The organism is Pseudonocardia parietis (genome assembly GCF_017876315.1).
Lineage (GTDB): Bacteria > Actinomycetota > Actinomycetes > Mycobacteriales > Pseudonocardiaceae > Pseudonocardia > Pseudonocardia parietis.
Window position 1 is genome coordinate 2471265 of sequence record NZ_JAGINU010000001.1, and the last position, 24699, is coordinate 2495963.

The window sequence follows — 24699 nt, forward strand, 5'->3', positions numbered from 1 at the left end:
GCCGGATACGGGTAGGCCGTTCGTCGCAGGCGCGCTGCTCGATGGAGTGAACGTCGGGATCCGACCGATGCCCGGCGTAACCGTGCGGCGTCCTCGCGAGTTGTGCCGGGTGAACCGCTTCCCCGCGACTCCCGGAGGCCCGACGCCGATGACCGCCGTCCCGGACCACGACCGTCCCGCCCCGACCGTCACGCGGCGCCGTCGCGTCCGTGCCGCCCTCGCCGCGGCCGCCGCGCTGGCCATGACCGTCGCCGCTGCGGGGACCGCGTCCGCCCAGGAGGGCCCGGGCTTCGCGCCCCCGGACGAGGCCACCGTCACCCCGGGTGTCATGACCCGCACCGGCGACGAGGGGGCTCAGTGCACCGCCAACTTCGTGTTCACCGACGGTGCGGACGTGTTCCTCGGTCAGGCCGCGCACTGCGCGGGAACCGGCGGCCCGACCGAGCTGGACGGGTGCGGGGCCGCGTCGTTGCCGCTGGGCACGCCGGTCGAGATCGAGGGCGCGGACCGTCCGGGCACCCTGGCGTACTCGTCCTGGATCGCCATGCAGGAAGGCGGTGAGACCGACCCGAACGCCTGCCGGTACAACGACTTCGCGCTGGTCCGGATCGACCCGGCCGACGTCGCGGCGACGAACCCGACGATGCCGTTCTACGGCGGTCCGACCGCGGTCGACACCGACGGCACCGCTGCCGGCGAGATCGTCTTCGGTTACGGCGACTCGTCACTGCGGCAGGGGATCGGGGCGCTGCGGCCGAAGACCGGCACCTCGGCCGGGACCTCGGGCGCCGGCTGGACCCACACGCTCACGACCGTCCCGCCGGGCGTCCCGGGCGACTCCGGGTCGGGCTACCTGTCCGGCGACGGCTCGGCGCTGGGCGTGCTGTCCACGCTCAACCTGGCCCCGGCGGCCGGCACGAACGGCGTCACCGACCTGCGCTCGGCACTGGACTACGCCAACGGCCCGGGCGGGTTCGACGGCTCGCTGCGGCTGGTGCCCGGCGAGCGGCCGTTCGACCCGAAGGTCGTGCCCGTCGACCCCGCAGGGCTGACGGGGTGAGAATGTCGGACCGGTCACGCATGATGGAGGCGTGAGCGCCCCGTCCGCCGTCCCCGGCAGCACCGCGGCCGAGCACGGCCTGCCCGGCCATCTCGTCGACTTCGTCTCCGCGCTGCGCGACCACCATGTCGCCGTCGGCCCGGGGGAGACGGTGGACGCCGCGCGGGTGCTCGGTGTGCTGGACCTGCTGGAGCGTGAGCAGCTGCGGGAGGGGCTGGCCGCGGCGCTGCTGCGCCGGTCCGGGCAGCGGGACACCTTCGACGCCCTGTTCGACCTGTGGTTCCCGCCCGCGCTGGGGGCCGGGGCCTCCGAGGTCGACGTCCCGCGGACCGACGACGGCGAGGGCGGCGACGGACAGGGCCCGGTCGACGTCGACGCGCTCCGCGAGATCCTCGCCGACCTGCTGCGCGACGGCGACGAGGAGACCCTGCGGGAGCTGGCCCGCGCCGCCGTCGACGCGATCGGCAACTCCGGCGCCGCCGGGCAGGGCGTCCGGGGGCAGACCGCGAAGCCCAACTGGTCCGCCTACCAGGCACTGAACGCCCTCTCGCCGGACACGCTGCTGGCGCAGATCCTCGACGGGCTGCGGCAGGAGGGGGAGACCGACTTCGTCTCCGAGGTCCGCCGCCGGGAGATCCGCGACCGGATCGCCCGGTTCCGGGACATGATCCGGGACGAGGTGCGCCGCCGGACCGCCGAGCAGCGCGGCCGGGAGCAGGTCGCGCGCACGACGACGCCCAAACAGCCGGACCGGGTCGACTTCCTGAGCGCGAACGCCGTCCAGCTCGCCGAGCTGCGCCGCACCGTGCACCCGCTGGCCCGCCGGCTCGCGTCACGGTTGTCGGTGCGCCGCAAACGGGCGAACCGCGGGCAGCTGGACCTGCGGCGGACGCTGCGCCGGTCGATGTCCACCGGCGGGGTGCCGATGGACCCGGCGTACCGCACCCGCAGGCCGGGTCGCCCGGAGCTGGTGGTCCTCTGCGACGTCTCGGGGTCCGTCGCCGGCTTCAGTCATTTCACGTTGCTGCTGGTCCAGGCGCTGCGCGAGCAGTTCTCGAAGGTCCGGGTGTTCGCCTTCGTGGAGCGCGCCGATGAGGTGACGCACCTGTTCGAGCCGGGCGCGGAGCTGTCCGGGGTGATGCAGCGCGTGCTGCGCGAGGCGAGACTGACCGCGTTCGACGGGCACTCCGACTACGGCAGCGCGTTCGGCGACTTCCTCGAGCAGTACGCCGAGGCGCTCACCCCGAAGACGTCACTGCTGATACTCGGCGACGGCCGCACCAACTACCGGGACCCCCACCTGCGGACCCTGCAGATCATGCGCGACCGGGCCCGGCACGCGCACTGGCTGAACCCGGAACCCGAACGGATGTGGGGCAGCGGGGACTCGGCGGCGCGCAGGTACGGCGAGGTGCTGCCGATGCACGAGTGCCGCACGGCGGCGCAGCTCGCCGACGTCGTCGAGGCGTTGCTGCCGGTGTGACCCACTCGGACGGATGAAGCACGGACGCACGGGGTGCACGGGCTCTGCCATACGGGTGAGGGTGTCGGATATGAGGATCCTGCGCGCCCCGCTCGCGGCCGGCCTGCTCGCTGCGGGACTGCTGACGGCCGGCTGCGGTGGCGAGCCGTGGCCCGCCGGTTCCGTGCCGGCCACGCCCACGCCGGCGGCTCCCGCCCCCGCGACGTCGACGGCACCGGCCGAGGGCGCCGGCGGCGAGACCCCGGGCGACTCCACTGCCTCCGCCGAGCCCACCGGAGCCGGCGACGGCTCCGGCCCGGCGGACGGGACCCCGGCAGCACAGCGCTGCACCGACGGCGACCTGAACGCGGCCCTCGGCGGGACGACCGGTGACACCGGGCAGCGGCGCACGACCGTCGTCTGGACCAACACCGCGCCGGCGCCGTGCGCGATGACCGGCTTCGGCGGCGTCGACCTGCGCGGGCCGGACCATCCGACGCACGGCCCGTCGTACTCGCTGCCGCGGTCGGCCGGACCGGCCTCGCCGGTGCGCCTGGAGTCCGGTGGCACCGCGCACTCGGTGATCACCTGGTTGCCCGGTGACGACTGGAAGCCCACCCAGATCGTGATCACCCCGCCGGACGAGACGACGCCGAAGACCCTCGAGTGGCCGGGCGCCGCCGTCCTGCGGCAGGACGGCGCCACCCGCCCCGGCACCTACCTCGGCCCGGTGTCGGCCGGGTCAGGACCAGGGACGCCAGGGTGATCCGGTCTCCTCGAACCGCGGGACGGTGTGCCTGCGGTCCGCGGCGCGGTGCAACGCCCAGGCCGACCAGGTCCGCGACCCCAGCCCGGCGAGCAGGAGCAGGATCAGTCCGGCGGTGACCGGGCCGAACGTGCTGCCGGCGTGCGCGGCGGCGACGACCAGCGGCCCGAGGAGGGCGAACGTGGCCCCGGTGACCAGGGGCAGCTTCGCGTCGGCCAGGACCTCGATCGCGACGAGCCTGCGCTGTTCGGCGTCCGGTGTCCCACCGGAGCGCAGCACCTTCGTGGCGGCGGTCCGGTCGCGTGCCAGACCCATCTCCGGGCCGCGCGACGGCTGGACCGGCGACGGCGTCCGCGACGCCGACAGCCACAGCAGGAGCACGCCGAGCAGGCTCAGGATCCCGCCGACGACGACTCCCGCCAGCAGGTACTCCGCCCGGGACAGGACGTCGGTGGCGACCGAGAAGACCACGCAGTACCAGGCGACACCGACGAGGGCGGCGACCCGGCCGAGGACGACCGCGCGGGTGGACGGCGGCCGGACGGTAGGCCACGGCCCGGCCGGAGTCACGTGGGTGGGTGTCGCCGCCTCGGCGGGCCCGGCCGTGTCCCCGGCGGGCCCGGGAACCGCGGCGCCCGGCAGGGGCGGACCCGCCGGATCGCGTGGGCGGCTCCGGCCTGTGTCGCTCGTCGGGTAGGCCGGGAGGCCCGACGGGTCGGCGGGGGAGCGAGGACCGGTGGAGTCGGGAGCCCGGTCGCCGGTGTCCGGAGCACGCATGCCGGCGAGGTTACCCGCGGGTCACGACGGGACCGGCCACGGAGGGGCAGGCAGTTCTCGTGGTCGAACTTGTGTTCGATTTCGGGTAGGCTCGGGCCGATGGACGCCTGCTGGCAGGGATCGTTGTTCGCGACCGTCGAGGCCGGCGACCGGGGCCTGGTCTCCGCGTTCCGGCACGACCTGGCAGGCGGGGCGTGGGTCGACGTCGTCCCCGGCTGGGTCCAGGACCCGGACGTGCTGTTCGACCGGCTCCGGGCGACGGTCCCGTTCCGCCTGCGTTCCGCAGCTGATGGTGGATCCTGGGACACGTCTGGGCGGTGTGGGCAGGTCAGCGGCCCGCGCCTAGTGTTCGACCGCGTGAACGCCTAGTACACGAATCGTCCCGTGTAGGTTGATTGACGTGGCTGGATGTCGATAGGCTCTGGGACATGTTCTTGCGGGAGGTGAAGCGGCAGAACCGCAACGGGACCCGGGTGTCCTACCTGCAACTGGTCCACAACGACTGGGACCCCGCCGCCCGCGCCGCTCGCACCAAGATCCTCTACAGCTTCGGGCGGACCGATCAGGTCGACACCGCGGCGATCGAGCGGCTGATCGTGTCGCTGTCACGGCTGCTCGACCCGGCAGCGGCGCTCAAGGCCACCGCCGGTTCGGATCTGAGCTTGCTCGGCTCGCGCCCGCTGGGCGGCACGGATGTCCTCGACGGGCTGTGGCGCCGGCTGGGCATCGACACGGTGCTCAACAGGTTGCTGGCCAAGCGGCGGGGCAGCGCGCCGTTCGAGCGGGTGCTGTTCGGGCTGGTCGCCAATCGGGCCCTGGCGCCGTCGTCGAAGCTGGCCGCCGCGGACTGGATCTCGAACGATGTGCACATCGACGGCCTGCCCGAGACCTCCGACGATGTCTGCTACCGGGCGATGGACTGGCTCCACGACGTGCGCGAACACCTGGAGCGCGAGGTGTTTGCCCAGGTCGCGAACCTGCTCAACCTCGAGGTCGACCTGCTGTTCTTCGATACCACCTCCACCTACTTCGAGCTGGAGGATCCCGACACACCGGTGGACCGCGACGAACACGGGCAGGTCGTGGCCGGCCGGGACGGCAAGGACGGTCAGGACGGTCAGGACGGCACCGACGACGAGCAGAGCGCGGCCGGGTTCCGGACTTACGGCAAGTCGAAGGACTCCCGCGACGACCTGCCCCAGATCGTGATCGGGATGGCGGTGACCCGCGAGGGGATCCCGGTGCGGGTGTGGTGCTGGCCGGGCAACACCGCCGACTCGAAACTGATCCGCCAGGTCCGCGACGACATGCGGGACTGGACCCTGTCCAAGATCGTGTGGGTCGCCGACCGCGGCTTCTCCTCACAAGCCAACCGCCGCTACCTACGTCGCGGCGAGCACACCTACATCATCGGCGAGAAGCTCCGCTCGGACAGCCCGGAGATCAAGACCGCCCTGTCGCGGCAGGGCCGCTACACCACCATCGGCGAGAACATGCGGGTCAAGGAGGTGAAGGTCTCCGACACCGAGCGGTTCGTGATCTGCCACAACCCCGAGGCCGCCGAGCGCGACGCCCACATCCGCGATCAGCTCGTCGCCCAACTCGACGAGCTCATCGCCGGATCCGACAAGCTCCCGACGATGAAACGCGGCGAGCTGCGCGGGAAGATCTCGACCAAGCCCGGCCTGAACCGCTACCTGCGCCTCACCCCCGGCGGGCTGCTGCGCATCGACAAGGCGAAGATCAAGACCGAGGCCAACCTGGACGGCAAGTACCTGCTGCGCTGCTCGGACCCACACCTGAGCGCCACCGATATCGCGCTGGGCTACAAGCAACTCCTCGAAGTCGAACGCGGCTGGCGTGACATGAAACAGATCCTCGACCTGCGCCCGGTCTATCACCGCCTCGAAGAACGCATCCGCGCCCACGTCATGCTCTGCTGGCTCGCGCTACTGCTCATCCGCATCGCCGAGACCACCACCGGCCAGACCTGGCACCACATCCGCCGCGACCTCGACCGACTCCACGCCGTCACCTTCACCGGCCCCACCGGGACATTCCGCCAGCGCACCGACCCCACCAAGCCCCAGACCGACCTCTACGCCCGACTCGACCTCTCCCTCCCCAAGAAGATCATCGAGATCACCCCCGCAGGTCGCTGACCAGGCACAACGCCGCCGCCTAGTAACACACGCGCTGCGCGTCCTCGCTCTCATTTCCGCAGGTCAAGACCGCAATCCGCGTACTAGACGCTCACCTCGGCTGCGGAACGCAGGTTCCGCGGGCACCGCAGGCGGATGTACGACCGGATCGTCGACGAGCCGAGGCTGACCCACCGTTGGCTGCTCGCCGAGGGCGAGAGCGCGCCGCGGCGCCTGCGGGAGATGGCGGCCGAGCTGGGGGAGCACTACGGCGTCGGGTTCAGCCAGATCGGCGCGAACCTGTACCGCGACGGTGCCGACGGCGTCGCCTGGCACGGTGACCGGGTCGCGCGGGAGCGCCCCGAGGCCGTCGTCGCGCTGGTCTCGCTGGGGGCGACCCGGCCGCTGCGGCTGCGGCCGACCGGCGGCGGGGCGTCGGTGGCGTTCCCGCTGGCGTCCGGGGCCCTGCTGGTGATGGGCGGGACGTGCCAGCGGACGTGGCAGCACAGCGTCCCGAAGACGGCCGCGTCCGGGCCACGGATCAGCGTGCAGTTCCGGCATCTCTATCCCGGAGCACCGGGGGTGCCGTCGAGCGCATGATCCGCATAGTCTGCGGCGATGCAGCGCAAGATCGGCGTGATGGGCGGGACCTTCGATCCCGTCCACCACGGTCACCTCGTCGCCGCGAGCGAGGTGGCGGACCGCTTCAGCCTCGACGAAGTGATCTTCGTGCCGACCGGGGAGCCGTGGCAGAAGTCGGAACGTGCGGTCTCGCCCGCGGAGGACCGGTACCTCATGACGGTCGTCGCGACGGCGTCGAACCCCCGCTTCTCGGTGAGCCGGGTCGACATCGACCGCGGTGGCCCCACCTACACCGCCGACACCCTCGCCGACCTGCACACCGCGATGCCGGACGCCGAGCTGTTCTTCATCACCGGTGCCGACGCCCTCCAGCAGATCCTGTCCTGGCGCAAGATCGACGAGCTGTTCCGCTACGCCCACTTCGTCGGCGTGACCCGCCCGGGCTACGACCTGGCCGACGGGCACGTGCCCGGGGGTGTCGTCAGCACGGTGGAGGTGCCCGCGATGGCGATCTCGTCGAGCGAGTGCCGCACGCGCGTCGCCGCGGGGCGGCCGGTCTGGTACCTGGTGCCCGACGGGGTGGTGCAGTACATCTCCAAGCGCAGTCTCTACCAAGATCCGGGCCGCTGATCTGCGGGTCCCTGGCGTAGGTACTTGGCCGGTGCAGGATCACTCAGTTGGAGATGTCCTGGGGAGCGCGGTGTAGTCGCGTCCGGCCCGCTGAGGCTGCCTGATGCCAGTGCCCAGATTCAGACGAGAGGCTGAGCGACTGCCCGTGGCGCTGCTTCGGGGAAGAGGTCAATGGCGCGTTCAGCTTCCGTTGACTCGACGCAGGGCGCTTCGGACATCCCGTAGCGCCCCTCGGTCCTGCCGCATGCTCAGCCGGTAGCTGTTCCGTTGCACCGCCCGGTCGCCCACCGCCACTCCCACACCACCGGTGAGCGTGAGGGACCGCCCCGCACGCGGCGGCGCGTAGACCCGTGAGGACTTCACCGCGGTACCGATCTCGCTGTGCAGATCGCGCCCAGCGGTGCGAGTCAACGCGTCACCAAGGCGGCGCTGGGCGGCACGGTTGCGCGGGTCCGCAGCGGCGCGAGTGAGATCGTGGGCGATCCGCGGGTCTCCCTTGATCAGGACAGCAAGCCCGCGTGCGGCGGTGAAGGCCCGCACCATGACGTTCCGCTGTTTGGTGCCGTTCCCGACCTGCACGTTCGTACACCGCTGGAGGGTGACGGCCTTGTTGCTCCCGGAGGCGGCTGCGGCTCCCTCGGTGACCTGTGGGGCGATCTTCAGCCCGTCTGTGGACGGCCCAGGCTCCGGTTCATTGGCCGCAGCGGTCTGCAGGACCTCCGTCACCGCGGCTTGCAGCGCTGAGCTCTCGGGGTCCTGCGCGAGCGCTGGCGGCGCCTCCGAGACGTCCCCGCGCTCCAGGAACGTATCGACGTCACTTGTGCTCATCTCGGCCTCGAAGCGGAATCGGTTGTTCTGCCAGGTGTCGTCGCCGACCTGCCCACCCACTACGTCGACGAGGATGGTCTCGGTGCCGGTCCCACCGGCAAGTGCAGGATCGGCAGGAAAGTCGATCGTGGCGACGCCGGTGCGTGCGTCGGAAGTGATCCCGAGCGGCGTCAGCTCCTGCCGCAGTGCATCCGCCGCCCTTGCCACCTCGACTTCCGAATGGACGGGAGCAGAGGACACCGCTTCGATGCCCGCGTCGCGGGCGGCGTCCGGGCTCTGGAGGAACGCCTTCCATTGACCGGATCCACCCAGGCCGAGCGCTTTGGTCAACCTTGCGGGCGGAACCCCGGCTTTCACGGCATCCCGTGCGGTGTCGACGACCATTGCCGCCGTCTGCCTCGAGACGGATTTCGGCCCGGCAAACTGTTGCATGTCTGTCCTGACCTCACTCGTGCCTGTCGGCCTGGCTACCCGGGTGCTCGCGAGCTCGGTCCGGGAAAGGCTCCCCGTCGCGTGGGAGCTGTGCCTACCCGTCTGCCAGGCCCGAGCGGCCTGGCCTGCAGTCGCCCTGGTGGCTGGCCCGCTCTGCGACGGTGCCGCCACCGGCCGCAACTCTGCAGCCGGCGTCTTCGGCCTGTGCATCGTCATTGCGGTCCCCTCTCAAAGGGCTCCGAAGCTCGGCCCGGCGAGGCCGTGAGGCTCTTCCGGCCCGTGAGGCCACCGCCCCGGCCCGGGCGGAGCCGCCTCTGGCCCCCGAAAAATCCTGTCGTCGACGGCTCGGCCGACGGTCTGCCATGCCGGGACTTCAGTCTCCGCCTCCTCGAAGCTGTCCGTTCTCGACAGCTCAGCGAACTCCGAGACCGCCCTTGCCACCGGATCTGCGGCGGCAATCTCGACCGCCACCGAAGTCCTCTCCTCGTTGTCCCGCCCGACAGACACGCCCCGCTCGCCGACGACCGTCCACGACCCCCACGGGCGCTCCGCACCACGCACCTCCTGCTCGAACTGTCCGGTTGCCTCTCGGGTGACGGCGGCGTCCAGACGGTTCTGCAGCATGTCGGCTGTCTCCTCGCCGCACACGACCTCGACGAACATCTGTGCCAGTCTCGGGTGTTCGCGCAGCAGCTCGGCTGCGTTGACCACTGGCGAGACCGCGTAGGCAAAGGTCGTGTACTGGCGGTTGTTGTTCCCGACCTGTGAGGTTCCCCCGGTTTCGCGGAGTCCGGGTTATCTGTGATCGTCGCGCTGGCCGCGATCGTAGGCGTCCTCGTACTCGTCAGGTGAGAGCCCGCCGAGCCCGGCCTGGATCCGGCGGGGGTTGTACCAGCCGTCTATGTAGCGCAGCAGGGCGTGCTCGGCCTCGGCGCGGGTGGCGAACGTCGTACCCGGCCAGTACACGAGTTCGATCTTGAGCGTGGACCACAGGTTCTCCGCGAGGGCGTTGTCGTAGCTGTCGCCTGTGGACCCGGTCGAGGGTGCGACACCGGAGTCGACCAGGCGCTGGGTGAACCGCAGCGCCGTGTACTGGGCGCCCTTGTCGCTATGGAAGATCAACTCGCCGGAGCGCGCCGATCGGGAGCGCAGCGCATGATCCAGGGCGGTGAGCACCAGCGCGGTGGTCGCCCGCTCACCGGTGGCCCAGCCGACGACCCGGTTGGCGAACGCGTCGCGCACCGAGGCCAGCCACAGCACGCCCTCGCCGGTGACCAGCCGCGTCAGGTCAGCGACCCAGAGCCGGTTCGGCGCGTCGGCCCGGAAGTCGCGCTCGACCCGGTCCGGGGCGGCGGTGTGGTTCGGATCCTGCCGGGTCGAGCCGTGGCGCCAGCCCCGGCGCAGGTGCGCGCCCTGCAACCCGTGCTCACGCATGATCCGCTCGATGCGCTTGCGCCCGACCCGCACGCCCTGGCGACGCAGCTCCAGCCACACCCGCGGCGAGCCGTAGGTGGCGGCGAACTCGCTGACGCTGCGCACCTTGACGATCTGCTCGAGCAGCGCCGCGTCGTCGAGCTCGCGCCGGCTCGGGGCGGCCTGGCGGGCCCGCCAGTCGTAGAAGGTGGACTCCGGGATGCCCAGGACCCGCAGTACGAGACCGGCCGGGAAGCCATGAGTGTCGATGAAGCTCATGACCACCTCCGGGTCGGGCCGATCTCGCTGGCGAAATACGCACTCGCCGCGCGCAGGACCTCGTTGACCCGCCGCAGCTCAGCGTTCTCGGCCGCCAACCTGCGGTTCTCCTCAACCATGTCAGTGCTTGGGCGGTCATGCCGTTCGCCGGCGTCGGCCTCGGCCTGGCGGACCCAGTTCCGCAAGGCCTCGGGGTGCACGTTGAGCTGCTCGGCCAGCCGCTTGAACGACGGCCGCGGCTCGGACTGTCGATACAGCCGAACCGCCCGTTCCCGCAGCTCATCGGGGTACTTCCTCGGTGCTGCCAACAGAGCCTTCCTTCCCAGTCCCTCACGATGGGACCAGTCTTCGAAGACTCCGGCGAAGCGGGGGAAGCTCACTGAATTCCGCGACAGTCCTGGAGCAGCACCAGCCCATACCGGGTTTCGATCTCGCCGTCCGCGATCTCTTCGGCGTCCGTTTGCGGCTCCGGCACGGAGTAGTCCGTTTCGCCGTGGGGACTAGTCATCAGGACCGCAGCTGCGGCCCGTCGCAGGCTCCGATCCCCGGGTTCTGTGGCACAGGCCTCGAGGGCAGCACGAACATTCGGGCGCGCGAGCAACTCCTCCAGGTCGAGACTCGGCTGCAGCCGATATCTGTGGGTCACCACGCGGAGGTTGCCGTTGCCGATCTGACCGGCTTCCACCGCAACGAAGGCGATCACGTACGGTTCGTCGGCCGGACGCTCCGCGATGACCTCCCTGCCGTCCTCCGTTCTCCTTACTCCGAACGACCAGCATGCGCCGAACTCGTCGGCCTTCCCGAACACGAACCGGTCCGCGTCCCGGGCCTGCCACTCGCGCTCTGTCTCGATCCGACCGAGCGCCGCGTCGAGGTCGGAAAGCACCGTGGTCCTGGCCGCCTCTTGTCCGGGTGGGCGACTGGCGGCCGCCTGCGACTCGCCGTCCGTGTCGTCCACAACGCGAAGTTTCAGTGCGTCGAGTTGCTGTAGCAGAGTGCGACGCGCCGCCGCGGCGATCATGTCCCGGGAGGCGACGACGTCCGCGTCGATGACGGTGGCCTCCCCGAAGTAGTCGTCCACAGTGACCCCGGCCGCCAGCACGAAGCTGAGCTGTCCGCCCTGACCGATTAGCCTGCGCATGTCCCGGAGCTCCCCCTCACGGGGCGTTCGCAGGCCGTGCTCCATACACAACGGCCTGCCACGCAACAGCGCGCGCCCGATCTCCGCGAGCCTGCGCTCGGTCGACGCGGTCAGGGCCGGTGTGCCCAGGTTGTCGACGACCGTCCACAGCTCCTCGACCGCCGCTACCTCCGCGGCGGTGTCCACCATCGCGATATTCCTGCGGAGCAGGGTCGCGACGCCGTCGGGGCGCTTCAGTAGATGGATCTCGACCGTGATCTCTGCTGTGGTCATTCCGCGCCCCGATCGACCACGAGCCGGTCGTGCGTCGTGCCCTCACCGAGCAGCTTGTCGAGATGGTCGACGACTCTCGCGAGGTGAGTCTCGAACTCGGTCAGCTGAAACGTGACCGTCCCGTCAGTGGAGATTGCGCGTTTCGCGGATTCTTGGATCTCCTCGAGCGCGCTGTCGAGCGACCGACGGAGAGCGGCCAGCTCCTCGTCCGGAGTGTCCGGCGGGGTTGAGGGAGGACCCCGAGGAACCGGCGCCTTCCTCCGGTTCACCACCAGGAAGCCGGCAACGACCGCGCTCATGACTCCGAGTACTGCCAGTACCGTGATCAGCAGCGCGATGATGAGCCCGGACGCCGGCGCCTCACCGGTCGCCGGCTCGGGGGCCTTGTCAGGGGCTTCCACGGAAAGCACCGGGATCGCGCCGCCCTGGCCTGACCACCGGATGACCGCCGGGTTGTCTTGGTCGAGCTCTTGGGCCGCGCGCATGGCCGCAGCCGCGGCATCACCGTCGCCCTGCGCGCGCGCGGCGTCCGCGTCGACGACGGCCCGCCACGCCCCACTGAAGTGGCTCTCCACCGCCGCGATCCCGCTGTCCGAGCAGTCGCCCTCGCCGTCTCGAGCCGCACGGGCGTACTCAGCTGCCGCTGTGGAGACCTGGCCGGCGTCGAGCGACGCGGCGGCCGCGTCGCACCGCGGGGAGGCCCGCCCGCAGCTAGCCATTGCGAGCCCGGCGATCAGGATCAGCGCAGCGAGAAGCGCGCGTGCGGCCAACTGTCGCAATCCACGACCTCCGAACATCTACCCGCCGGAGACCAGCATGTCGTTACCGAACGTGTTGGTCCAGAGAACGGAAGGCCGAACCTGCTGAGCTCAGAAGGTGTTGTGCTGGGTGTTGCGGTCGCCCACCTGGATGCCCTGGGAGCCGCGGATCCGCACGTCATACTTGCCGACGACCGACTCGCCTTCGGTCAGATCCAGGAGTCGGCGAGCGCTCGCCACCAGCTCCCCGTCCGAGGCCGCTGTGGTGCCGAGCAGGGCGCCCCTCACGATCTCGCCGGCCCGCTCGGGCTCCTTCTCGAGGAGATCGAGCGCCTCCGCAGCCGGAGACGTTGGGGTGAAGTAGGAGCCCACCTTGTTCTTCAGTGCGCCATAAGCGTCCTTGATCGCGGTAGCCACGGTCTCCGTGGACCCGGCCGCGGCGCCTGCGGTCAGTGCCGCCAGGATCAGTTCCACCGATTCCACGCTGCCCCCGGACTCATCGGATCGGATAATCTCCTGCTGAGATCTTCGCGCTGACTGCCCCTCGTGTCCATCAGCCGGAAAGCGCAGTCCCGTACGGGACAATCATGACCATGACCGGGATTTTTCCTTGCTCGAAGACGACACCGTCGACGGCGGCAGTTCCGCATCGTAGGCCGCCGGTGTTCGTCGAGGGCTGCCCACGAACGACCGCACGGTAGGGCTGCACCAGGTCGACGGAATGGGCTCCCAGAAGACCTTGTCGAACCTCTCGGATCTCGCAAATGGTTCGGGTCGGCGTGCCTGCGGCGATGGAATGATCAATAATGTCGCGAGTGACAACGCTCCCAGCCCCGATCACGGCGTCCCTCGCCGATCGTCATTCCAGGACAGACGATTATGCCCCGCCGAGGCAGGTGCTGTCTCCGATGCTGATCGGAAGTGGACGTTCCCAGCCCTCCTGCCGACGTGCATGGTCATCAACGGGGTGCTGGGCGGGCAGGAGCTGTGTGCGTGGACCGATCCGGACGTCGTCGCCGATGGTGATTGCGGCGTCGTCCATGAACAGGGCGTCGTGGCTGACGAAGCTGCGGTGCCCGAGGGTGCTCTGAGTTCCGTAGCTGCACTGGAACCGAGGCATGACGATGACGTCATCGCCGAGCCGCCCGACGAGCTTCCCGAGGATGGCCTCGCGCTCGGTGTCGTCATCGGGGCCGGTGGCGTTGAAGTGGTCGAGGAGGCGCCAACAGCGCCGCCGGTCTTCGACCAGGTCGGGCTCATCGAGGTACCACTCGTTCCGGAGCATGCGCTCCTTGTTCTCGCCCACGCCGCCGATCCTGCGGCGTGCTGAGCCGCGGAGACAAATCCAGCCCGATCAGCGGAGGTCGGCGACGACCATCGAGCCAGCAGACCGGCGGCGTATCGGGTGGCCGGCGCGGTACTACCCGGCGGCCTCGAGCGGTAGGTCACTGCCGCGCCAGGTGGCTGCCAACTCCTGCACAGGTAGGTCGAGCGCCTCGGCGAGGCAGATGATCGTCCCGAAGCCGGGAGAGGGCAGCCGGCCGGTCTCGATCTTGCGCAGGGTCTCCGGCGAGATGCCGGCCGCGTGCGCGACGTCCGCCAGGTCGCGCCCCGCTCGCGCGTGGCGCAGCAGGGCGCCGAGACGCCTGCCGGCCTCGATCTGCTCGGGTGTGAGCGGTTGGCGGACCATGCGCCGAGGATAGGGTTGGTATTACTGTACCGGCAAGCGCTAAGGTTTCGGTATAACTATACCGCCACCCTGAACGCGAGGTGCTCGTGATCGAACTGAAGACGCCTGCGGAGATCCGGCGCATGCAGGTGACCGGGCGCTTCGTCGCCGAGGTGCTCTCCGAGGTCGGCCGGCTCGCCGACGTGGGCGTCAATCTCCTGGACCTGGAACACCACGCGCGCGGCATGATCGAGCGACGTGGGGCGCAGTCGTGCTACTGGGACTACGCCCCGTCCTTCGGGCGCGGCCCGTTCCGCAACGTGATCTGCCTGGCGGTCAACGACGCCGTCCTGCACGGCCTGCCCCACGACTACACGTTGCGCGACGGCGACGTGCTCACCGCGGACCTCGCGGTCGGCATCGACGGCTGGGTGGCCGACTCGGCCCGCACGGTCGTCGTCGGTACTGCTGCCGAGGAGGACCTGCGGATCATCCGCGCCACCGAGGAGGCGCTGGAAGCGGCGATCGACATGGCGCGTCCGGGAAACCGCCTGGGCGACATCTCGGCGGCCATCGGAGCAGTGGCCCATGCCTACGGCTACCCGGTCAACGGCGAGTTCGGTGGTCACGGCCTCGGCCGCACCATGCACGAGGACCCCCACGTTCCCAACAAGGGCCGGGCGGGTCGCGGCCTGAAGCTCCGGCCGGGACTGACCCTCGCGCTCGAGCCCTGGTTCGCCCGCACGACGGACCGGATCGTCTACGACGCCGACGGCTGGACCATCCGGTCGGCCGACGGCTCGCGCACGGCGCACTCCGAGCACACGGTCGCCATCACCGAGGACGGCCCGTTGGTGCTCACTCGGCGCGAGCCGCTGCCCGTGCAGCGGTCGGAGGCGTGTTGACGGAGCGCTCCGGTCGGTGATCACCCGTTGAGGAGCGGAGCGTCCGGCACACGCACGCTCCGCTCCTCAACGGGTGATCACCCGCCCCGGCCGGACGTAGCCAGGGGCCACGAGACCGTCGAGGGGGCCGCGGGCCGGGGAGCCTGCGGGTTGGGTGGCCCGGGGCTGGGCGGCCCGGGCTGGGCGGCTTGCGGACTGGGCGGCTTGGGGATCGGGCGGCCTGGGGACTGGGGCGGCCTGGGGCCAGGCTCAAGGGGGCCTGTCTCCAGAATCGTGACAGTCCGTAATGGCTCATCACGTTACGTGGCGTCCGTGGGTGACGCCCCCTGTCGCCGGCCACGGGCGGCGACCTCGATCTTGCGGACGGCACACGAGTGGCTGGACCGCGGTGGCTTGCGGGACCCTCACGCGTTGTACCAAGCATGCACGCCGACCCGAACGACCTCACCGCTCCGATCCTCGATCGCGCCGCGATCGACGAGCTTCGCCGGGCGAGCGCTCCCCGCCACGCCGAGCCGGCGCCGCCCCCGGCGTCCGGGGGATGGCTGGCGCTCGTCGTGCTGGGCAACCTGATCGTGCTGGTGATGATCGTGCTCGTGGTGCTCTGGAGCTGATCGGGAGCACCCCGACGCGCACGTGCGTTGATCCTTGTGTCCCGCGTCACAAGCGGGGAGAGTCGCGGTGGAGTCCCCGCGTCTGAAGAGGAACAGAGGATCAATGGCGATCGAGAACCCCTACTACACGCACGAGTTCCACGGCGACTACGAGCTGCTCGGCCTCGGGGAGTTCGCGCTGGAGGAGGGCGGGGTCATCCCCGACCTCCAGCTCGCCGTCGCCACGTTCGGCACCCTCGACGAGGCCAAGAGCAACGCCATCCTCGTGACGACCTGGTACTCGGGCACCCACCAGATCTTCCGGGACGTCTACATCGGACCGGAGCGGGCGCTGAACCCGGAGAAGTACTTCATCGTCGTGGTCAACCAGATCGGCAACGGGCTCTCGACCAGCCCGCACAACGCGTCCGGCGCGAACGCGGGGATCGCGATGTCGAAGTTCCCGCACGTCCGGATCGGTGACGACGTGCGTGCCCAGGAGCAGCTGCTGCGCGAGCACTTCGGCATCGAGTCGCTGCAGCTCGTCGTCGGCGGCTCGATGGGTGCGCAGCAGACCTACGAGTGGATGGTGCGCTTCCCCGGCAAGGTCCGGCGGGCCGCGCCGATCGCGGGCACCGCGCAGAACACCCCGCACGACTTCCTCTTCACCAAGGCGCTGATCGAGGCGATCACCTCCGACCCGGGCTTCAAGGGCGGCGAGTACTCCTCGAACGCCGACGTCGTCGACGGGCTCAAGCGGCACGCCGGCCTCTGGGCGGTGATGGGCTTCTCCACCGAGTTCTGGAAGCAGGAGGTCTGGCGGGCGCTGGACTTCGACTCCAAGGAGGCCTTCATGGAGGGCTTCCTGGAGCCGTACTTCACCGCGATGGACCCGAACGACCTGCTGTGCATGGCGTGGAAGTGGCAGCACGGCGACGTCGCCCGGAACACGAACGGTGATCTCGCGGAAGCGCTGGGCCGCAACGAGTCCGTCGCGCGGATCATCCCGATCAACGAGGACATGTTCTTCCCGGTCCGCGACCACGAGTACGAGCTGGAGCTGACCCCGCACGCGACGATCCGGGTGATCGACGACGTGCTCGGCCACCTCGGGCTGTTCGGTGTCGCCCCGACCTACATCGGCCAGGTCGACCAGTACCTGCAGGAACTGCTCGACGTCGAGGCCTGACCGGCGATGGATCCGGTTCAGGTCGAGTCGGCCCGCCGCAGGTTCCTGCGGTACGGCCGGCTCGACCCGGTACCGGCCGCGGTCCGCCCGGAGGTCCTCGCCTCCTGGGAGCGGTCGCGCACCGGGGAGCCGGCCTTCGTCGGTCACGAGCCCGCCGGCTCGGCGGTCGCCGAGGCCGACGAGGTGTTCAGCGGTTTCCTCCGGCTCACCCCGCACCTGCCGTGCGCGCTGGCGCTGGTGGGCTCCGACGGTGTGGTGCGGGTCCGGTACGACGGCGACGACGGCTTGGCCGAGCTGCTCGACGCCGTCCGGCTGACGCCCGGGTTCCGGCACGGCGAGGAGGACGTCGGCACCACCGCTGCCGCGCTCGCCCCGTACCTCGGCGGGGCGGCCCGGGTCGACGGGCCGGAGCACCTGCATCCCGACCTGGGCTGGCTGGCCGAGGCCGCAGCCGTGGTGCCGCGGGACGACGGCGGACCGCCGGACGCCGTCGTCGTCCTCGGGCATGTCGGCGACCCGCCCGGCGAGCTCGGCCTGGCGCTGGCCCGCCGGCTCGCCGCCGAGGTCGGCGCGCTCGTCGGTGACCGCAGGCACCGCCGGGCCCGCGCCGTCCACGAGCGGTACGCCGCCGCGGACGCCGAGGGGCACACCTGGGTACTGGCCACCGACGGCGCGTTCCTGCTGACCTCACCCGGGGTGCGCCGGCTGTCGGCGGAGGACCAAGGGGTCCTGAGTGATCTCGTCCTCGCCGGAGCGGTACTGGGTGAGGACGCGAGCCGGCACGTCGACCTGCCGTCCGGCCGGTGTGCGGAGCTGACGGTGGAACCGGTCCCTGGTGGCGGGTGCGTGGTCGCCGGGGGACCGGTCCTCGAGTCGCGGACGGCCACGGTGCCCGACGCGGTCCGCAGGCAGGGCTCGCACGTCGCACCGACCACGCGCCGGGACTATGCCGCCGACCTGCGCGCCGATGCGCCCCGCACGCACGCCGAGGCCCGCAGGCGCGCCAACCGGGAGCTGCTCAGCCCCTACCTGCGGGCCCGCCACGAGGTCGCGGCCGCCGTCGGGCACGGCAGGCACCAGCTGCTGATCGGTGAGACCGGCGTCGGGAAGCGGACGCTGGCGATCGAGCAGTTCCGCCGCGCTCACCCGGACGGGCGGACCCGCGTCGTCGACTGCTCGGCGATCGGGTCCGACGGCCCCGACCCGCTCGCCCGGGTCCGCCGCGAGCTGTCCGACCGGCCGCATCTGCTGGTACTTCACCAGCTGAACCTGCTCGGGCCGGTCGCGGCGCGCCGGCTCGACGAGTCGCTGCGCACCCTGGTCGCCCTGCCGGACGCGCTGACCGTCACCGGCTGCGTCGACTCGGCCTCGGTCGACGCGACCCGGCCGTACGGCCTGCTGCTGCGCCACTTCCACGAGACGGTCCGCATCCCGGCGCTGCGTTACCGAGCCGACGAGCTCGGCGAGATCGCGTTGTCGATCCTGCACTCGCTCTCCGGTGGCCGGTCGCTGCGGCTGTCGTTGCAGGTCGTGCGGGTGCTGGAGGGGTACGCCTGGCCCGGCAACGTCCGCGAGCTCGCCGACGTGCTGCGCTACGTCGTCGCCCGCAAACCGGTCGGCGTGATCCAGGCCCCGGACCTGCCCGCGTCCTGTTTCGCCGCGCGGGCGCCGCGGATGTCGATGCTCGAGACGGCCCAGTGCGACGCGATCATCCAGGCGCTCTACGAGTCGCGCGGCAACCGGTACAAGGCCGCCGAGATGCTCGGCATCGCCCGGTCGTCGCTCTACCGCAAGATCGACGCGTTCGGGATCAGCTACATCGGCTGAGGTGTCCCGCTCCCGGGACACCGGAGCCGCAGGCCGTCGTGACGGCGGGTCAGGTCGTCCCATATCGCGACACCCGACTGTGTCCCGGGTCACTACCGTCGGTGTCGCCACGCCACGCGCCCCATCGGAGGCAGCACATGAAGGCTCTCGTCTACCACGGCCCGGACAGCAAGTCCTGGGAGGACGTCCCGGACGCCGAGCTCCAGGACCCGACCGACGTCGTCGTCAAGGTCGACACCACCACGATCTGCGGCACCGACCTGCACATCCTGCAGGGTGACGTCCCCGCCGTCACCGACGGCCGCATCCTCGGCCATGAGGCGGTCGGCACGATCACCGCTGTCGGTGATGCGGTCCGGGGCTTCTCGGTCGGCGACCGGGTGCTCGTCCCGGCGATCACCAAGTGCGGCCGGTGCGAGTACTGCCAGCGCGGCATGCCGTCGCACTGCCAGACCGTCGGCGGGATCGGCTGGATCTTCGGGCACCTCATCGACGGCACCCAGGCCGAGTCCGTCCGCGTGCCGTACGCCGACACCTCGCTCTACGCGGTGCCGGAGGGGGTCACCGACGAGCAGGCGATCTTCCTGGCCGACGCGTTGCCGACCGGCTACGAGGTCGGCGTGCTCGCCGGCAACGTCCGCCCGGGGAACACCGTGGCCGTCGTGGGGGCCGGCGCCGTCGGGCTGTCCGCGGTGCTGACCACCGGCCTGTGGGGCGCGTCGAAGGTGATCGCGATCGACTCCAACAAGTTCCGGCTGGAGAAGGCCCTGGAGTTCGGGGCGACCGACGCCGTCGAGGTCGGCCCGGGAACCGTCGGCGACGTGACGGCGCTGACCGACGGGCTCGGTGTCGACGTCGCGATCGAGGCGGTCGGCTACCCGGAGACCCTGCTCACCGCGGCGTCGCTGGTCCGGCCCGGCGGCACGATCGCGAACGTCGGTGTCCACGGCACCCCGGTCGAGCTGCCCATGCAGGACATGTGGATCTCGAACGTGACGCTCACGATGGGGCTGGTCGACACCGTCTCGATTCCGACGCTGCTGAAGATGGTGGCGAGCGGCCGGATCCCGGCGGAGAAGATGGGCACCCACTCGTTCACCTTCGACCAGATGGACGAGGCCTACGACGTCTTCAAGAACGCGGCCGCCAACCAGGCACTGAAGGTCGTCATCACCCCGGGCTGACGCCGGTCGGGCGAGCTGCCCGGAAGCGGTCCGTCCCGCGCAGGATCTCGGCCAGCCGGTCCCGGTGCCCGTCGAGGACCTGCGCGGTGGCGCCGGTCGTGGCCGCCAGCGCGACGTCGTCGGTCACCACCCGGAACGCGGCGTTCACGGTGGCGGCCAGCAGCCTGACCTCGGCCGACTCCGGGGGCAGGCCGAGCCGGGGGCCGAGCATCCGGGCGAAGGTCGGCTCGGCCTGCTCCTGCAGTACCAGCCAGACGGCCCGCAGGGCGGGTGTGTCGCGGGTCAGGCGCACCACCGCGAGCACCGCCTCGGTGTCCGTCCGGAGCTCCTCCGGCAGGAACGTGTACGCGGCACGCAGGTGCTCGGTCAGGTCGACGTCCTGCGGCCAGGAGCGCAGGACCTCGCGGAACCCGTCGAGCGACTCGGTCAGCAGCGGCTCGACGCAGCTCTCCTTGGTCCGGAACAGGCGCCACAGCGTGCGTTCGGAGATGCCGGCCGCCGCCGCGACGTCGGCGCCCGAGGTGCCGGCGACGCCGCGCTCGCGGAACAGCCGCACGGCGCACCGGGAGATCGCCAGTCGCTGTGCCCGCCGGTCGTGTTCGGTCGTCGGCGGCCGTCCCCGGCGGGCGGTCTCGGGTTGCTCGGCCACGGCCCCCTCCCGGATCCGGATGTTCGCGGCGTCGCCACCCTAATCGGTCATCTTTGTTGGCAGCTACTGACAATAAAACCTAGGCTCGGGTCACCACCACGAAGGAGGATGCTCCATGACCCTTGCTGCCGAACGCCCGCAGCTGCCGTTCACGCGACCGAACCTGCTGGAGCTCGCCCCGTTCTACGAGGTGCTCCGCCGTGAGGCGCCGATCGCACCGGTGACCACCCCGGCCGGTGATCCGGCCTGGCTGGCGACGCGGTTCACCGAGGTCCGTGACCTGCTGGGGGACAAGCGGTTCGGTCGCTCGCACCCGGATCCCGAGAATGCTGCGAAGATCAGTTTCGCCGCCGTGCAGGACGGCCCGAGCGGCGACTACGAGTCCGAGGCGGCCGAGCACGGCCGGATGCGCCGGCTGCTCACGCCTGCGTTCTCGGCCAAGCGGATGCGCCGGCTGTCCGGGCACGTCCAGGAGCTCGTCGACGGCTACGTCGACCGCATGCTGGCCGACCACGACGCCTCCGGCGGCGGGACGGTGGACCTGCACGCCCACCTCGCGTTCCCGCTGCCCGTCGCGGTGATCTGCACGCTGCTGGGCGTCCCCGAGGCCGACGGCGACTACTTCCGCGACCTGTCCGACCGGATGGCCACCTACTCCGGCCAGGACGCGCACGACGCGCTGGCCGAGTTCGGCCGCTACATGGCCGGTCTGGCCGAGGGCAAGCGCGCCGAGCCGGGAGAGGACGTGATCACCGATCTGGTCCGGGCCCAGTCGGAGGACGAGGACTTCGGCTACCCGGAGATGGTCCGGCTCTGCGTCGGCCTGCTGTTCGCCGGGCACGAGACCACGGTTAACCGGATCGGGCTGGGCATGCTGTTCCTGATGACCCACCGCGAGCAGTGGGAGGCGCTGGCCGCCGACCCGGACGGCCGGATCGACGCCGTCGTCGAGGAGATCATGCGCCTCGGTGCCCCCGGCGATCTCGGCCTGCTGCGCTACGCACACGAGGACGTGGAGATGGGCGGCGTGACCATCGCCCGCGGCGACGCCGTGATCATCTCCATCAACGCCGCGAACCGGGACGAGACGGTGTTCTCCGACGCCGAGGGCTTCGACCCGGACCGCACCGAGCGCGGCCACGTCGGATTCGGGCACGGACCGCACTTCTGCATCGGTGCCAGCCTGGCCCGCACCGAGCTGCGGGCGGTGTTCGTCACGCTGGCCCGCCGGCTCCCGCAGCTGCGGCTGGCGGTCGGGCTGGACGACCTGGACGTGCGCACCGACCACATCACCGGCGGGGTCCGCAGCCTGCCGGCCGCCTGGTGAGACCGGAGGTGACGGCGATGAAGGTCGAGGTCGACCAGGACGTGTGCGTCGGTTCGGGGCAGTGCCTGCTCACCGCGCCGGACGTGTTCGACCAGCGCGACGCGGACGCGATCGTGGAGCTGCTCGACGCCGAGCCGCCCGCGGCGCAGCACCAGGTGGTGCGGCACGCGGCGGCGGGCTGCCCGGCCGCGGCGATCACCGTGCACGAGACCTGATTCGCGGGACCTGCGCGGTCACCGGTGCGCGACGCGCCGGGACCGTGGAGGAACCCGGGCGGTTCGGGTCGCGGTCCGGGCCCGGCCCCGGCAAGATCCGCGCACGTGAACACACCGCTGGAGCAGGCGTTCCGCGCCGCGCACGAGGACCTGCCCCGCGAGGCGCCCGGCTCCGAGGAGACCACCGCCCTGCTGCTGCAGCTGGTCGGTGCGCTCCCGGACGCCCCTCGGATCGTCGACATCGGCTGCGGCACCGGTCCCGCCACGCTGCCGCTGGCCGCCGCGACGGCCGGCGAGGTCGTCGCCGTCGACACCTACGAGCCCTACCTGGCGCGGTTGCAGACCCGCGCGGCGACGTCCGGGCTCGGGGAGCGGGTCCGGCCGCTGGTCGCGTCGATGGACGACCTCCCGCTGCCCGACGGCTCCGCCGACCTGGTCTGGTCCGAGGGCGCCGCGTACCTCATGGGTCTCGACGCGGCGCTGGAGTCCTGGCGACGCCTGCTGGCCCCCGGCGGCGCGCTGGTGCTGACCGAGGCGGAGTGGACGACGTCCGAGCCGTCACCGGGGGCCCGGGCGTTCTGGGACGCCGGCTACCCGGCGATGCGCACCACCGCGGAGAACGTCGCCGCGGCCCAGCGCGCCGGGTACACGGTGCAGGGGGTCTACCTGTTGCCCGACTCGGACTGGGACGCCTACTACCGGCCGCTGGCGCACCGGATCGAGATGATGCGCTCCGCCGGCGTCGATCCGGCCGCGCTGGACGAGGTCGGCCGGGAGATCGCCGTCCGCGAGGAGTTCGGCGCCGAGTACGGCTACACCGCCTACGTGCTGCGCCCGCGCCGACCCCGCGGTGCCGCTCCGTCTCCGGACGGTCACGCCGCGCCGAACGGGTGATGACGGAGGGCGATATCTGACCATCGGTCACTCTGAGCTGGGCCGATCGGGTTAACGTGGGGGTGTGATCGACGTTCCGACCCCGGCCGTCGCCGGACTGCTGTTGCGGGCCGTACCCCAGCACGTCCGCCGGGACGCGCACGTCGCGATGCACGCACTCGCCCCGTGGGGTGCGGTCTCCGCGCAGCTCGTGCAGGACGCTGGCGGTGGGGTCGCCGACCACGACGTGCACGTCGACGGCGACCCGGTGCAGGTCCCGTACCGGGTGTCGTTCCCCTGGCCCGCGCCGGCCTTCGTCGCCCGGCTGACGGCCCGCAGGCAGACCGTCGTCGCCGCGTGGCTGTCGCGCAGCGAGAACGCCGGGCATCGGCAGCGCGCGGCCCGGGAGCTGTTCTGCGTGCACGAACCGTGGGTCGCGCCGTTCGTGGTCCAGCTGTGCGGCGAGTACGTGCATGAGATCGGCGCGGACGTCGACCGGTTCGTGCGGACCGAGCTGCCCCGCCACCCCGAGCTGCGGCACGCCTACGCCCGGTTCGTCCGCGACAACCCGCGCTACCTCGCGACGACCCGGCACCGGGCCGTCGCGTTCCGGGACCTCGACCACCGCTGGCCACACCGCGACGATCCCACCCGCCCCTACCCGCAGATCGCCGCGCTGGACGCCCTGGCCGAGCTCGCGTACCGGGGCGGGCACGACTACCCGGGTGACCCGGCGCCGTCCCGGATCACGGCGGTGGCGTCCTGACCCTGCGGGCTCAGCCGGTCAGCTCGGCCGTCCCGCGGTCCAGGACCACCTCGCCGTCCACCGCGGTCCGGAAGAACACCACGTCGCCGTCGCGCCAGACCGAGACCGTCAGCGCCCGGCCGGGAACCACCGGCCTCGTGAACCGGGCGTTCATGGCGGTCAGCCTGCCCGGCTCGCCCTCGCACACGGTCGCGACCAGCGCCCGGGCCGTGTAGCCGTAGGTGCACATGCCGTGCAGGATCGGCCGGTCGAAGCCGCCCCGTGCCGCGAACGCGGGATCGGAGTGCAGCGGGTTGCGGTCCCCGGTCAGCCGGTAGAGCAGCGCCTGGGCCGCCCCGGTCCGGTAGGTCACCTCGTGGTCGGGCGCCCGGCCCGGGACGGGGGTCGGCACCTGCGCGCCGCGGGCACCGCCGAACCCGCCCTCGCCCCCGAGGAACACCGACCGCACCGTCGACGCCAGCGGGGCTCCGGTCTCGGCGTCGACCGCCCGGGCCTCGGTCCGGATCAGCGCGCCGGAGCCCTTGTCGAGCACCTCGGTCACCGTCGCCGTCACCCGGGCCCTGCCCTCCACCGGCAGCGGGCCGGCCAGCCGGAACGACTGCTCGGCGTGCACCAGCCTCGAGTGGTCGACGTCGCCGAGCTCGACCCGGGCGTTGCGGGTGATGACCTCCGCGAACGAGGGCAGCACCGCCGTCCGGATGCCCTCGGTGTTCTCCGTGGTCAGTGTCAGCTCGGTCGTCGGATCCTCGCCACCGGCTCCGACGGCGACCGCGTAGAGCAGCACGTCGTCCCGTGCCCACGCGACGTGGACCGGCTCGCACTGCGTGCCCTCGAGATCGGGGGCCAGAGGCATGGCGTCTCCTTCGACGGTCCACGGTGGCCGTGAACCTATCCCGGGGGCCGCCCGCCGCCCAACCCCCGTGCGGAGCCCGCCGACCGACCCCCGCCGGCACGGCTGAC

28 protein-coding genes are annotated in these 24699 nt (G+C 71.4%); 16 read left to right on the forward strand and 12 right to left on the reverse strand.

The window, feature by feature from the left end:
- Positions 1–148 precede the first annotated feature (148 nt).
- The 3 genes from JOF36_RS11670 to JOF36_RS11680 all read left to right on the forward strand — a co-directional run bounded on the left by JOF36_RS11670 (position 149) and on the right by JOF36_RS11680 (position 3288).
- Positions 149–1060, forward strand: coding sequence for a serine protease (locus JOF36_RS11670; RefSeq protein WP_245350795.1), 912 nt, complete (start codon positions 149–151; stop codon positions 1058–1060).
- Between the two features lie 31 nt (positions 1061–1091).
- Positions 1092–2543, forward strand: coding sequence for a vWA domain-containing protein (locus JOF36_RS11675; protein WP_210026730.1), 1452 nt, complete (start codon positions 1092–1094; stop codon positions 2541–2543).
- A gap of 70 nt (positions 2544–2613) precedes the next feature.
- Positions 2614–3288: a DUF4232 domain-containing protein gene (locus tag JOF36_RS11680; protein ID WP_245350796.1), complete on the forward strand. Its 675-nt coding sequence runs from the start codon at positions 2614–2616 to the stop codon at positions 3286–3288.
- Here JOF36_RS11680 and JOF36_RS11685 read toward each other — a convergent pair.
- Positions 3265–4065 carry a hypothetical protein gene (locus JOF36_RS11685; RefSeq protein ID WP_210026732.1) on the reverse strand — a complete coding sequence of 267 codons (801 nt, stop codon included), beginning with the start codon at positions 4063–4065 and terminating at the stop codon, positions 3265–3267. The genes JOF36_RS11680 and JOF36_RS11685 overlap by 24 nt on opposite strands.
- Positions 4066–4164: 99 nt before the next feature.
- Here JOF36_RS11685 and JOF36_RS11690 point away from each other — a divergent pair, with 99 nt between their 5' ends.
- From JOF36_RS11690 to nadD, 4 genes are all read left to right on the forward strand, one after another.
- Positions 4165–4434 (forward strand): hypothetical protein, encoded by a 270-nt coding sequence (locus JOF36_RS11690; RefSeq protein WP_210026733.1) that lies wholly within the window; start codon positions 4165–4167, stop codon positions 4432–4434.
- 59 nt (positions 4435–4493) lie between these two features.
- Positions 4494–6227 (forward strand): IS1634 family transposase, encoded by a 1734-nt coding sequence (locus JOF36_RS11695; protein WP_245350797.1) that lies wholly within the window; start codon positions 4494–4496, stop codon positions 6225–6227.
- A gap of 135 nt (positions 6228–6362) precedes the next feature.
- Entirely contained in the window at positions 6363–6806 is a 444-nt protein-coding gene (locus JOF36_RS11700) for an alpha-ketoglutarate-dependent dioxygenase AlkB (RefSeq protein ID WP_210026734.1), read from the forward strand.
- A gap of 18 nt (positions 6807–6824) precedes the next feature.
- Positions 6825–7418, forward strand: a complete 594-nt coding sequence (nadD, locus tag JOF36_RS11705) for a nicotinate-nucleotide adenylyltransferase (RefSeq protein ID WP_210026735.1) — start codon at positions 6825–6827, stop codon at positions 7416–7418.
- A gap of 180 nt (positions 7419–7598) precedes the next feature.
- On the opposite strand, the gene JOF36_RS11710 is transcribed toward nadD, so the two are convergent.
- From JOF36_RS11710 to JOF36_RS11750, 9 genes are all read right to left on the reverse strand, one after another.
- Complete coding sequence (locus JOF36_RS11710; protein WP_210026736.1) at positions 7599–8678, reverse strand: hypothetical protein; 1080 nt, start codon at positions 8676–8678, stop codon at positions 7599–7601.
- Between the two features lie 228 nt (positions 8679–8906).
- Positions 8907–9341: a hypothetical protein gene (locus JOF36_RS11715; RefSeq protein WP_210026739.1), complete on the reverse strand. Its 435-nt coding sequence runs from the start codon at positions 9339–9341 to the stop codon at positions 8907–8909.
- A gap of 132 nt (positions 9342–9473) precedes the next feature.
- Positions 9474–10370 carry an IS3 family transposase gene (locus JOF36_RS11720; RefSeq protein ID WP_210026740.1) on the reverse strand — a complete coding sequence of 299 codons (897 nt, stop codon included), beginning with the start codon at positions 10368–10370 and terminating at the stop codon, positions 9474–9476.
- Positions 10367–10678 (reverse strand): transposase, encoded by a 312-nt coding sequence (locus tag JOF36_RS11725; RefSeq protein ID WP_210026741.1) that lies wholly within the window; start codon positions 10676–10678, stop codon positions 10367–10369. The genes JOF36_RS11720 and JOF36_RS11725 overlap by 4 nt, the downstream gene beginning before the upstream one ends.
- A 68-nt stretch (positions 10679–10746) precedes the next feature.
- Positions 10747–11784: a hypothetical protein gene (locus JOF36_RS11730; protein ID WP_210026743.1), complete on the reverse strand. Its 1038-nt coding sequence runs from the start codon at positions 11782–11784 to the stop codon at positions 10747–10749.
- On the reverse strand, positions 11781–12554 hold the full coding sequence (locus JOF36_RS11735) for a hypothetical protein (protein WP_210026745.1): 774 nt from the start codon (positions 12552–12554) through the stop codon (positions 11781–11783). The genes JOF36_RS11730 and JOF36_RS11735 overlap by 4 nt, the downstream gene beginning before the upstream one ends.
- Before the next feature lie 99 nt (positions 12555–12653).
- Positions 12654–13016, reverse strand: coding sequence for a Het-E N-terminal domain-containing protein (locus tag JOF36_RS11740; protein WP_210026747.1), 363 nt, complete (start codon positions 13014–13016; stop codon positions 12654–12656).
- Positions 13017–13419: 403 nt separating this feature from the next.
- A complete protein-coding gene (locus tag JOF36_RS38850) occupies positions 13420–13827 on the reverse strand; it encodes a maltose acetyltransferase domain-containing protein (protein ID WP_307862331.1) in 408 nt (135 codons plus the stop codon).
- Positions 13828–13962: 135 nt separating this feature from the next.
- Complete coding sequence (locus JOF36_RS11750; RefSeq protein WP_210026748.1) at positions 13963–14232, reverse strand: helix-turn-helix domain-containing protein; 270 nt, start codon at positions 14230–14232, stop codon at positions 13963–13965.
- 86 nt (positions 14233–14318) lie between these two features.
- Between JOF36_RS11750 and map the strand changes: the two genes are divergently transcribed.
- The 5 genes from map (at position 14319) to JOF36_RS11775 (ending at position 19909) form a co-directional block, all read left to right on the forward strand.
- Positions 14319–15116 carry a type I methionyl aminopeptidase gene (map, locus tag JOF36_RS11755; protein WP_210026750.1) on the forward strand — a complete coding sequence of 266 codons (798 nt, stop codon included), beginning with the start codon at positions 14319–14321 and terminating at the stop codon, positions 15114–15116.
- 422 nt (positions 15117–15538) lie between these two features.
- Positions 15539–15730: a hypothetical protein gene (locus JOF36_RS11760; RefSeq protein ID WP_210026751.1), complete on the forward strand. Its 192-nt coding sequence runs from the start codon at positions 15539–15541 to the stop codon at positions 15728–15730.
- Positions 15731–15833: 103 nt separating this feature from the next.
- Complete coding sequence (locus tag JOF36_RS11765; protein WP_210026752.1) at positions 15834–16898, forward strand: alpha/beta fold hydrolase; 1065 nt, start codon at positions 15834–15836, stop codon at positions 16896–16898.
- Between the two features lie 6 nt (positions 16899–16904).
- Complete coding sequence (locus tag JOF36_RS11770; protein ID WP_210026753.1) at positions 16905–18725, forward strand: helix-turn-helix domain-containing protein; 1821 nt, start codon at positions 16905–16907, stop codon at positions 18723–18725.
- 137 nt (positions 18726–18862) lie between these two features.
- Positions 18863–19909, forward strand: a complete 1047-nt coding sequence (locus JOF36_RS11775) for an alcohol dehydrogenase catalytic domain-containing protein (RefSeq protein ID WP_210026754.1) — start codon at positions 18863–18865, stop codon at positions 19907–19909.
- Here the strand turns inward: JOF36_RS11775 and JOF36_RS11780 are convergent.
- Positions 19896–20558, reverse strand: a complete 663-nt coding sequence (locus JOF36_RS11780; protein ID WP_210026755.1) for a TetR/AcrR family transcriptional regulator — start codon at positions 20556–20558, stop codon at positions 19896–19898. The genes JOF36_RS11775 and JOF36_RS11780 overlap by 14 nt on opposite strands.
- A gap of 115 nt (positions 20559–20673) precedes the next feature.
- Between JOF36_RS11780 and JOF36_RS11785 the strand changes: the two genes are divergently transcribed.
- The 4 genes from JOF36_RS11785 to JOF36_RS11800 all read left to right on the forward strand — a co-directional run bounded on the left by JOF36_RS11785 (position 20674) and on the right by JOF36_RS11800 (position 23739).
- Positions 20674–21885, forward strand: coding sequence for a cytochrome P450 (locus JOF36_RS11785; protein ID WP_210026756.1), 1212 nt, complete (start codon positions 20674–20676; stop codon positions 21883–21885).
- A 17-nt stretch (positions 21886–21902) separates the two neighbouring features.
- The gene (locus tag JOF36_RS11790) at positions 21903–22100 is read left to right on the forward strand and encodes a ferredoxin (RefSeq protein ID WP_210026757.1); all 198 of its coding nucleotides are present in this window, start codon (positions 21903–21905) and stop codon (positions 22098–22100) included.
- 105 nt (positions 22101–22205) lie between these two features.
- Entirely contained in the window at positions 22206–22994 is a 789-nt protein-coding gene (locus JOF36_RS11795; protein WP_210026758.1) for a class I SAM-dependent methyltransferase, read from the forward strand.
- A gap of 64 nt (positions 22995–23058) precedes the next feature.
- Entirely contained in the window at positions 23059–23739 is a 681-nt protein-coding gene (locus JOF36_RS11800) for a hypothetical protein (protein ID WP_210026759.1), read from the forward strand.
- 10 nt (positions 23740–23749) lie between these two features.
- On the opposite strand, the gene JOF36_RS11805 is transcribed toward JOF36_RS11800, so the two are convergent.
- A complete protein-coding gene (locus JOF36_RS11805; protein ID WP_210026760.1) occupies positions 23750–24592 on the reverse strand; it encodes a MaoC family dehydratase in 843 nt (280 codons plus the stop codon).
- Positions 24593–24699 lie beyond the last annotated feature (107 nt).

Excerpts from the sequence above, each read along its gene's own strand:
- JOF36_RS11670 (WP_245350795.1), top strand. The coding sequence starts at position 149 with ATGACCGCCGTCCCGGACCACGACCGTCCCGCCCCGACCGTCACGCGG.
- JOF36_RS11680 (WP_245350796.1), top strand. The coding sequence starts at position 2,614 with ATGAGGATCCTGCGCGCCCCGCTCGCGGCCGGCCTGCTCGCTGCGGGA.
- JOF36_RS11685 (WP_210026732.1), bottom strand. The coding sequence starts at position 4,065 with ATGCGTGCTCCGGACACCGGCGACCGGGCTCCCGACTCCACCGGTCCT.
- JOF36_RS11690 (WP_210026733.1), top strand. The coding sequence starts at position 4,165 with ATGGACGCCTGCTGGCAGGGATCGTTGTTCGCGACCGTCGAGGCCGGC.
- JOF36_RS11695 (WP_245350797.1), top strand. The coding sequence starts at position 4,494 with ATGTTCTTGCGGGAGGTGAAGCGGCAGAACCGCAACGGGACCCGGGTG.
- JOF36_RS11700 (WP_210026734.1), top strand. The coding sequence starts at position 6,363 with ATGTACGACCGGATCGTCGACGAGCCGAGGCTGACCCACCGTTGGCTG.
- nadD (WP_210026735.1), top strand. The coding sequence starts at position 6,825 with ATGCAGCGCAAGATCGGCGTGATGGGCGGGACCTTCGATCCCGTCCAC.
- JOF36_RS11710 (WP_210026736.1), bottom strand. The coding sequence starts at position 8,678 with ATGCAACAGTTTGCCGGGCCGAAATCCGTCTCGAGGCAGACGGCGGCA.
- JOF36_RS11715 (WP_210026739.1), bottom strand. The coding sequence starts at position 9,341 with ATGTTCGTCGAGGTCGTGTGCGGCGAGGAGACAGCCGACATGCTGCAG.
- JOF36_RS11720 (WP_210026740.1), bottom strand. The coding sequence starts at position 10,370 with ATGAGCTTCATCGACACTCATGGCTTCCCGGCCGGTCTCGTACTGCGG.
- JOF36_RS11730 (WP_210026743.1), bottom strand. The coding sequence starts at position 11,784 with ATGACCACAGCAGAGATCACGGTCGAGATCCATCTACTGAAGCGCCCC.
- JOF36_RS38850 (WP_307862331.1), bottom strand. The coding sequence starts at position 13,827 with ATGCTCCGGAACGAGTGGTACCTCGATGAGCCCGACCTGGTCGAAGAC.
- JOF36_RS11750 (WP_210026748.1), bottom strand. The coding sequence starts at position 14,232 with ATGGTCCGCCAACCGCTCACACCCGAGCAGATCGAGGCCGGCAGGCGT.
- JOF36_RS11760 (WP_210026751.1), top strand. The coding sequence starts at position 15,539 with ATGCACGCCGACCCGAACGACCTCACCGCTCCGATCCTCGATCGCGCC.
- JOF36_RS11765 (WP_210026752.1), top strand. The coding sequence starts at position 15,834 with ATGGCGATCGAGAACCCCTACTACACGCACGAGTTCCACGGCGACTAC.
- JOF36_RS11770 (WP_210026753.1), top strand. The coding sequence starts at position 16,905 with ATGGATCCGGTTCAGGTCGAGTCGGCCCGCCGCAGGTTCCTGCGGTAC.
- JOF36_RS11775 (WP_210026754.1), top strand. The coding sequence starts at position 18,863 with ATGAAGGCTCTCGTCTACCACGGCCCGGACAGCAAGTCCTGGGAGGAC.
- JOF36_RS11785 (WP_210026756.1), top strand. The coding sequence starts at position 20,674 with ATGACCCTTGCTGCCGAACGCCCGCAGCTGCCGTTCACGCGACCGAAC.
- JOF36_RS11790 (WP_210026757.1), top strand. The coding sequence starts at position 21,903 with ATGAAGGTCGAGGTCGACCAGGACGTGTGCGTCGGTTCGGGGCAGTGC.
- JOF36_RS11805 (WP_210026760.1), bottom strand. The coding sequence starts at position 24,592 with ATGCCTCTGGCCCCCGATCTCGAGGGCACGCAGTGCGAGCCGGTCCAC.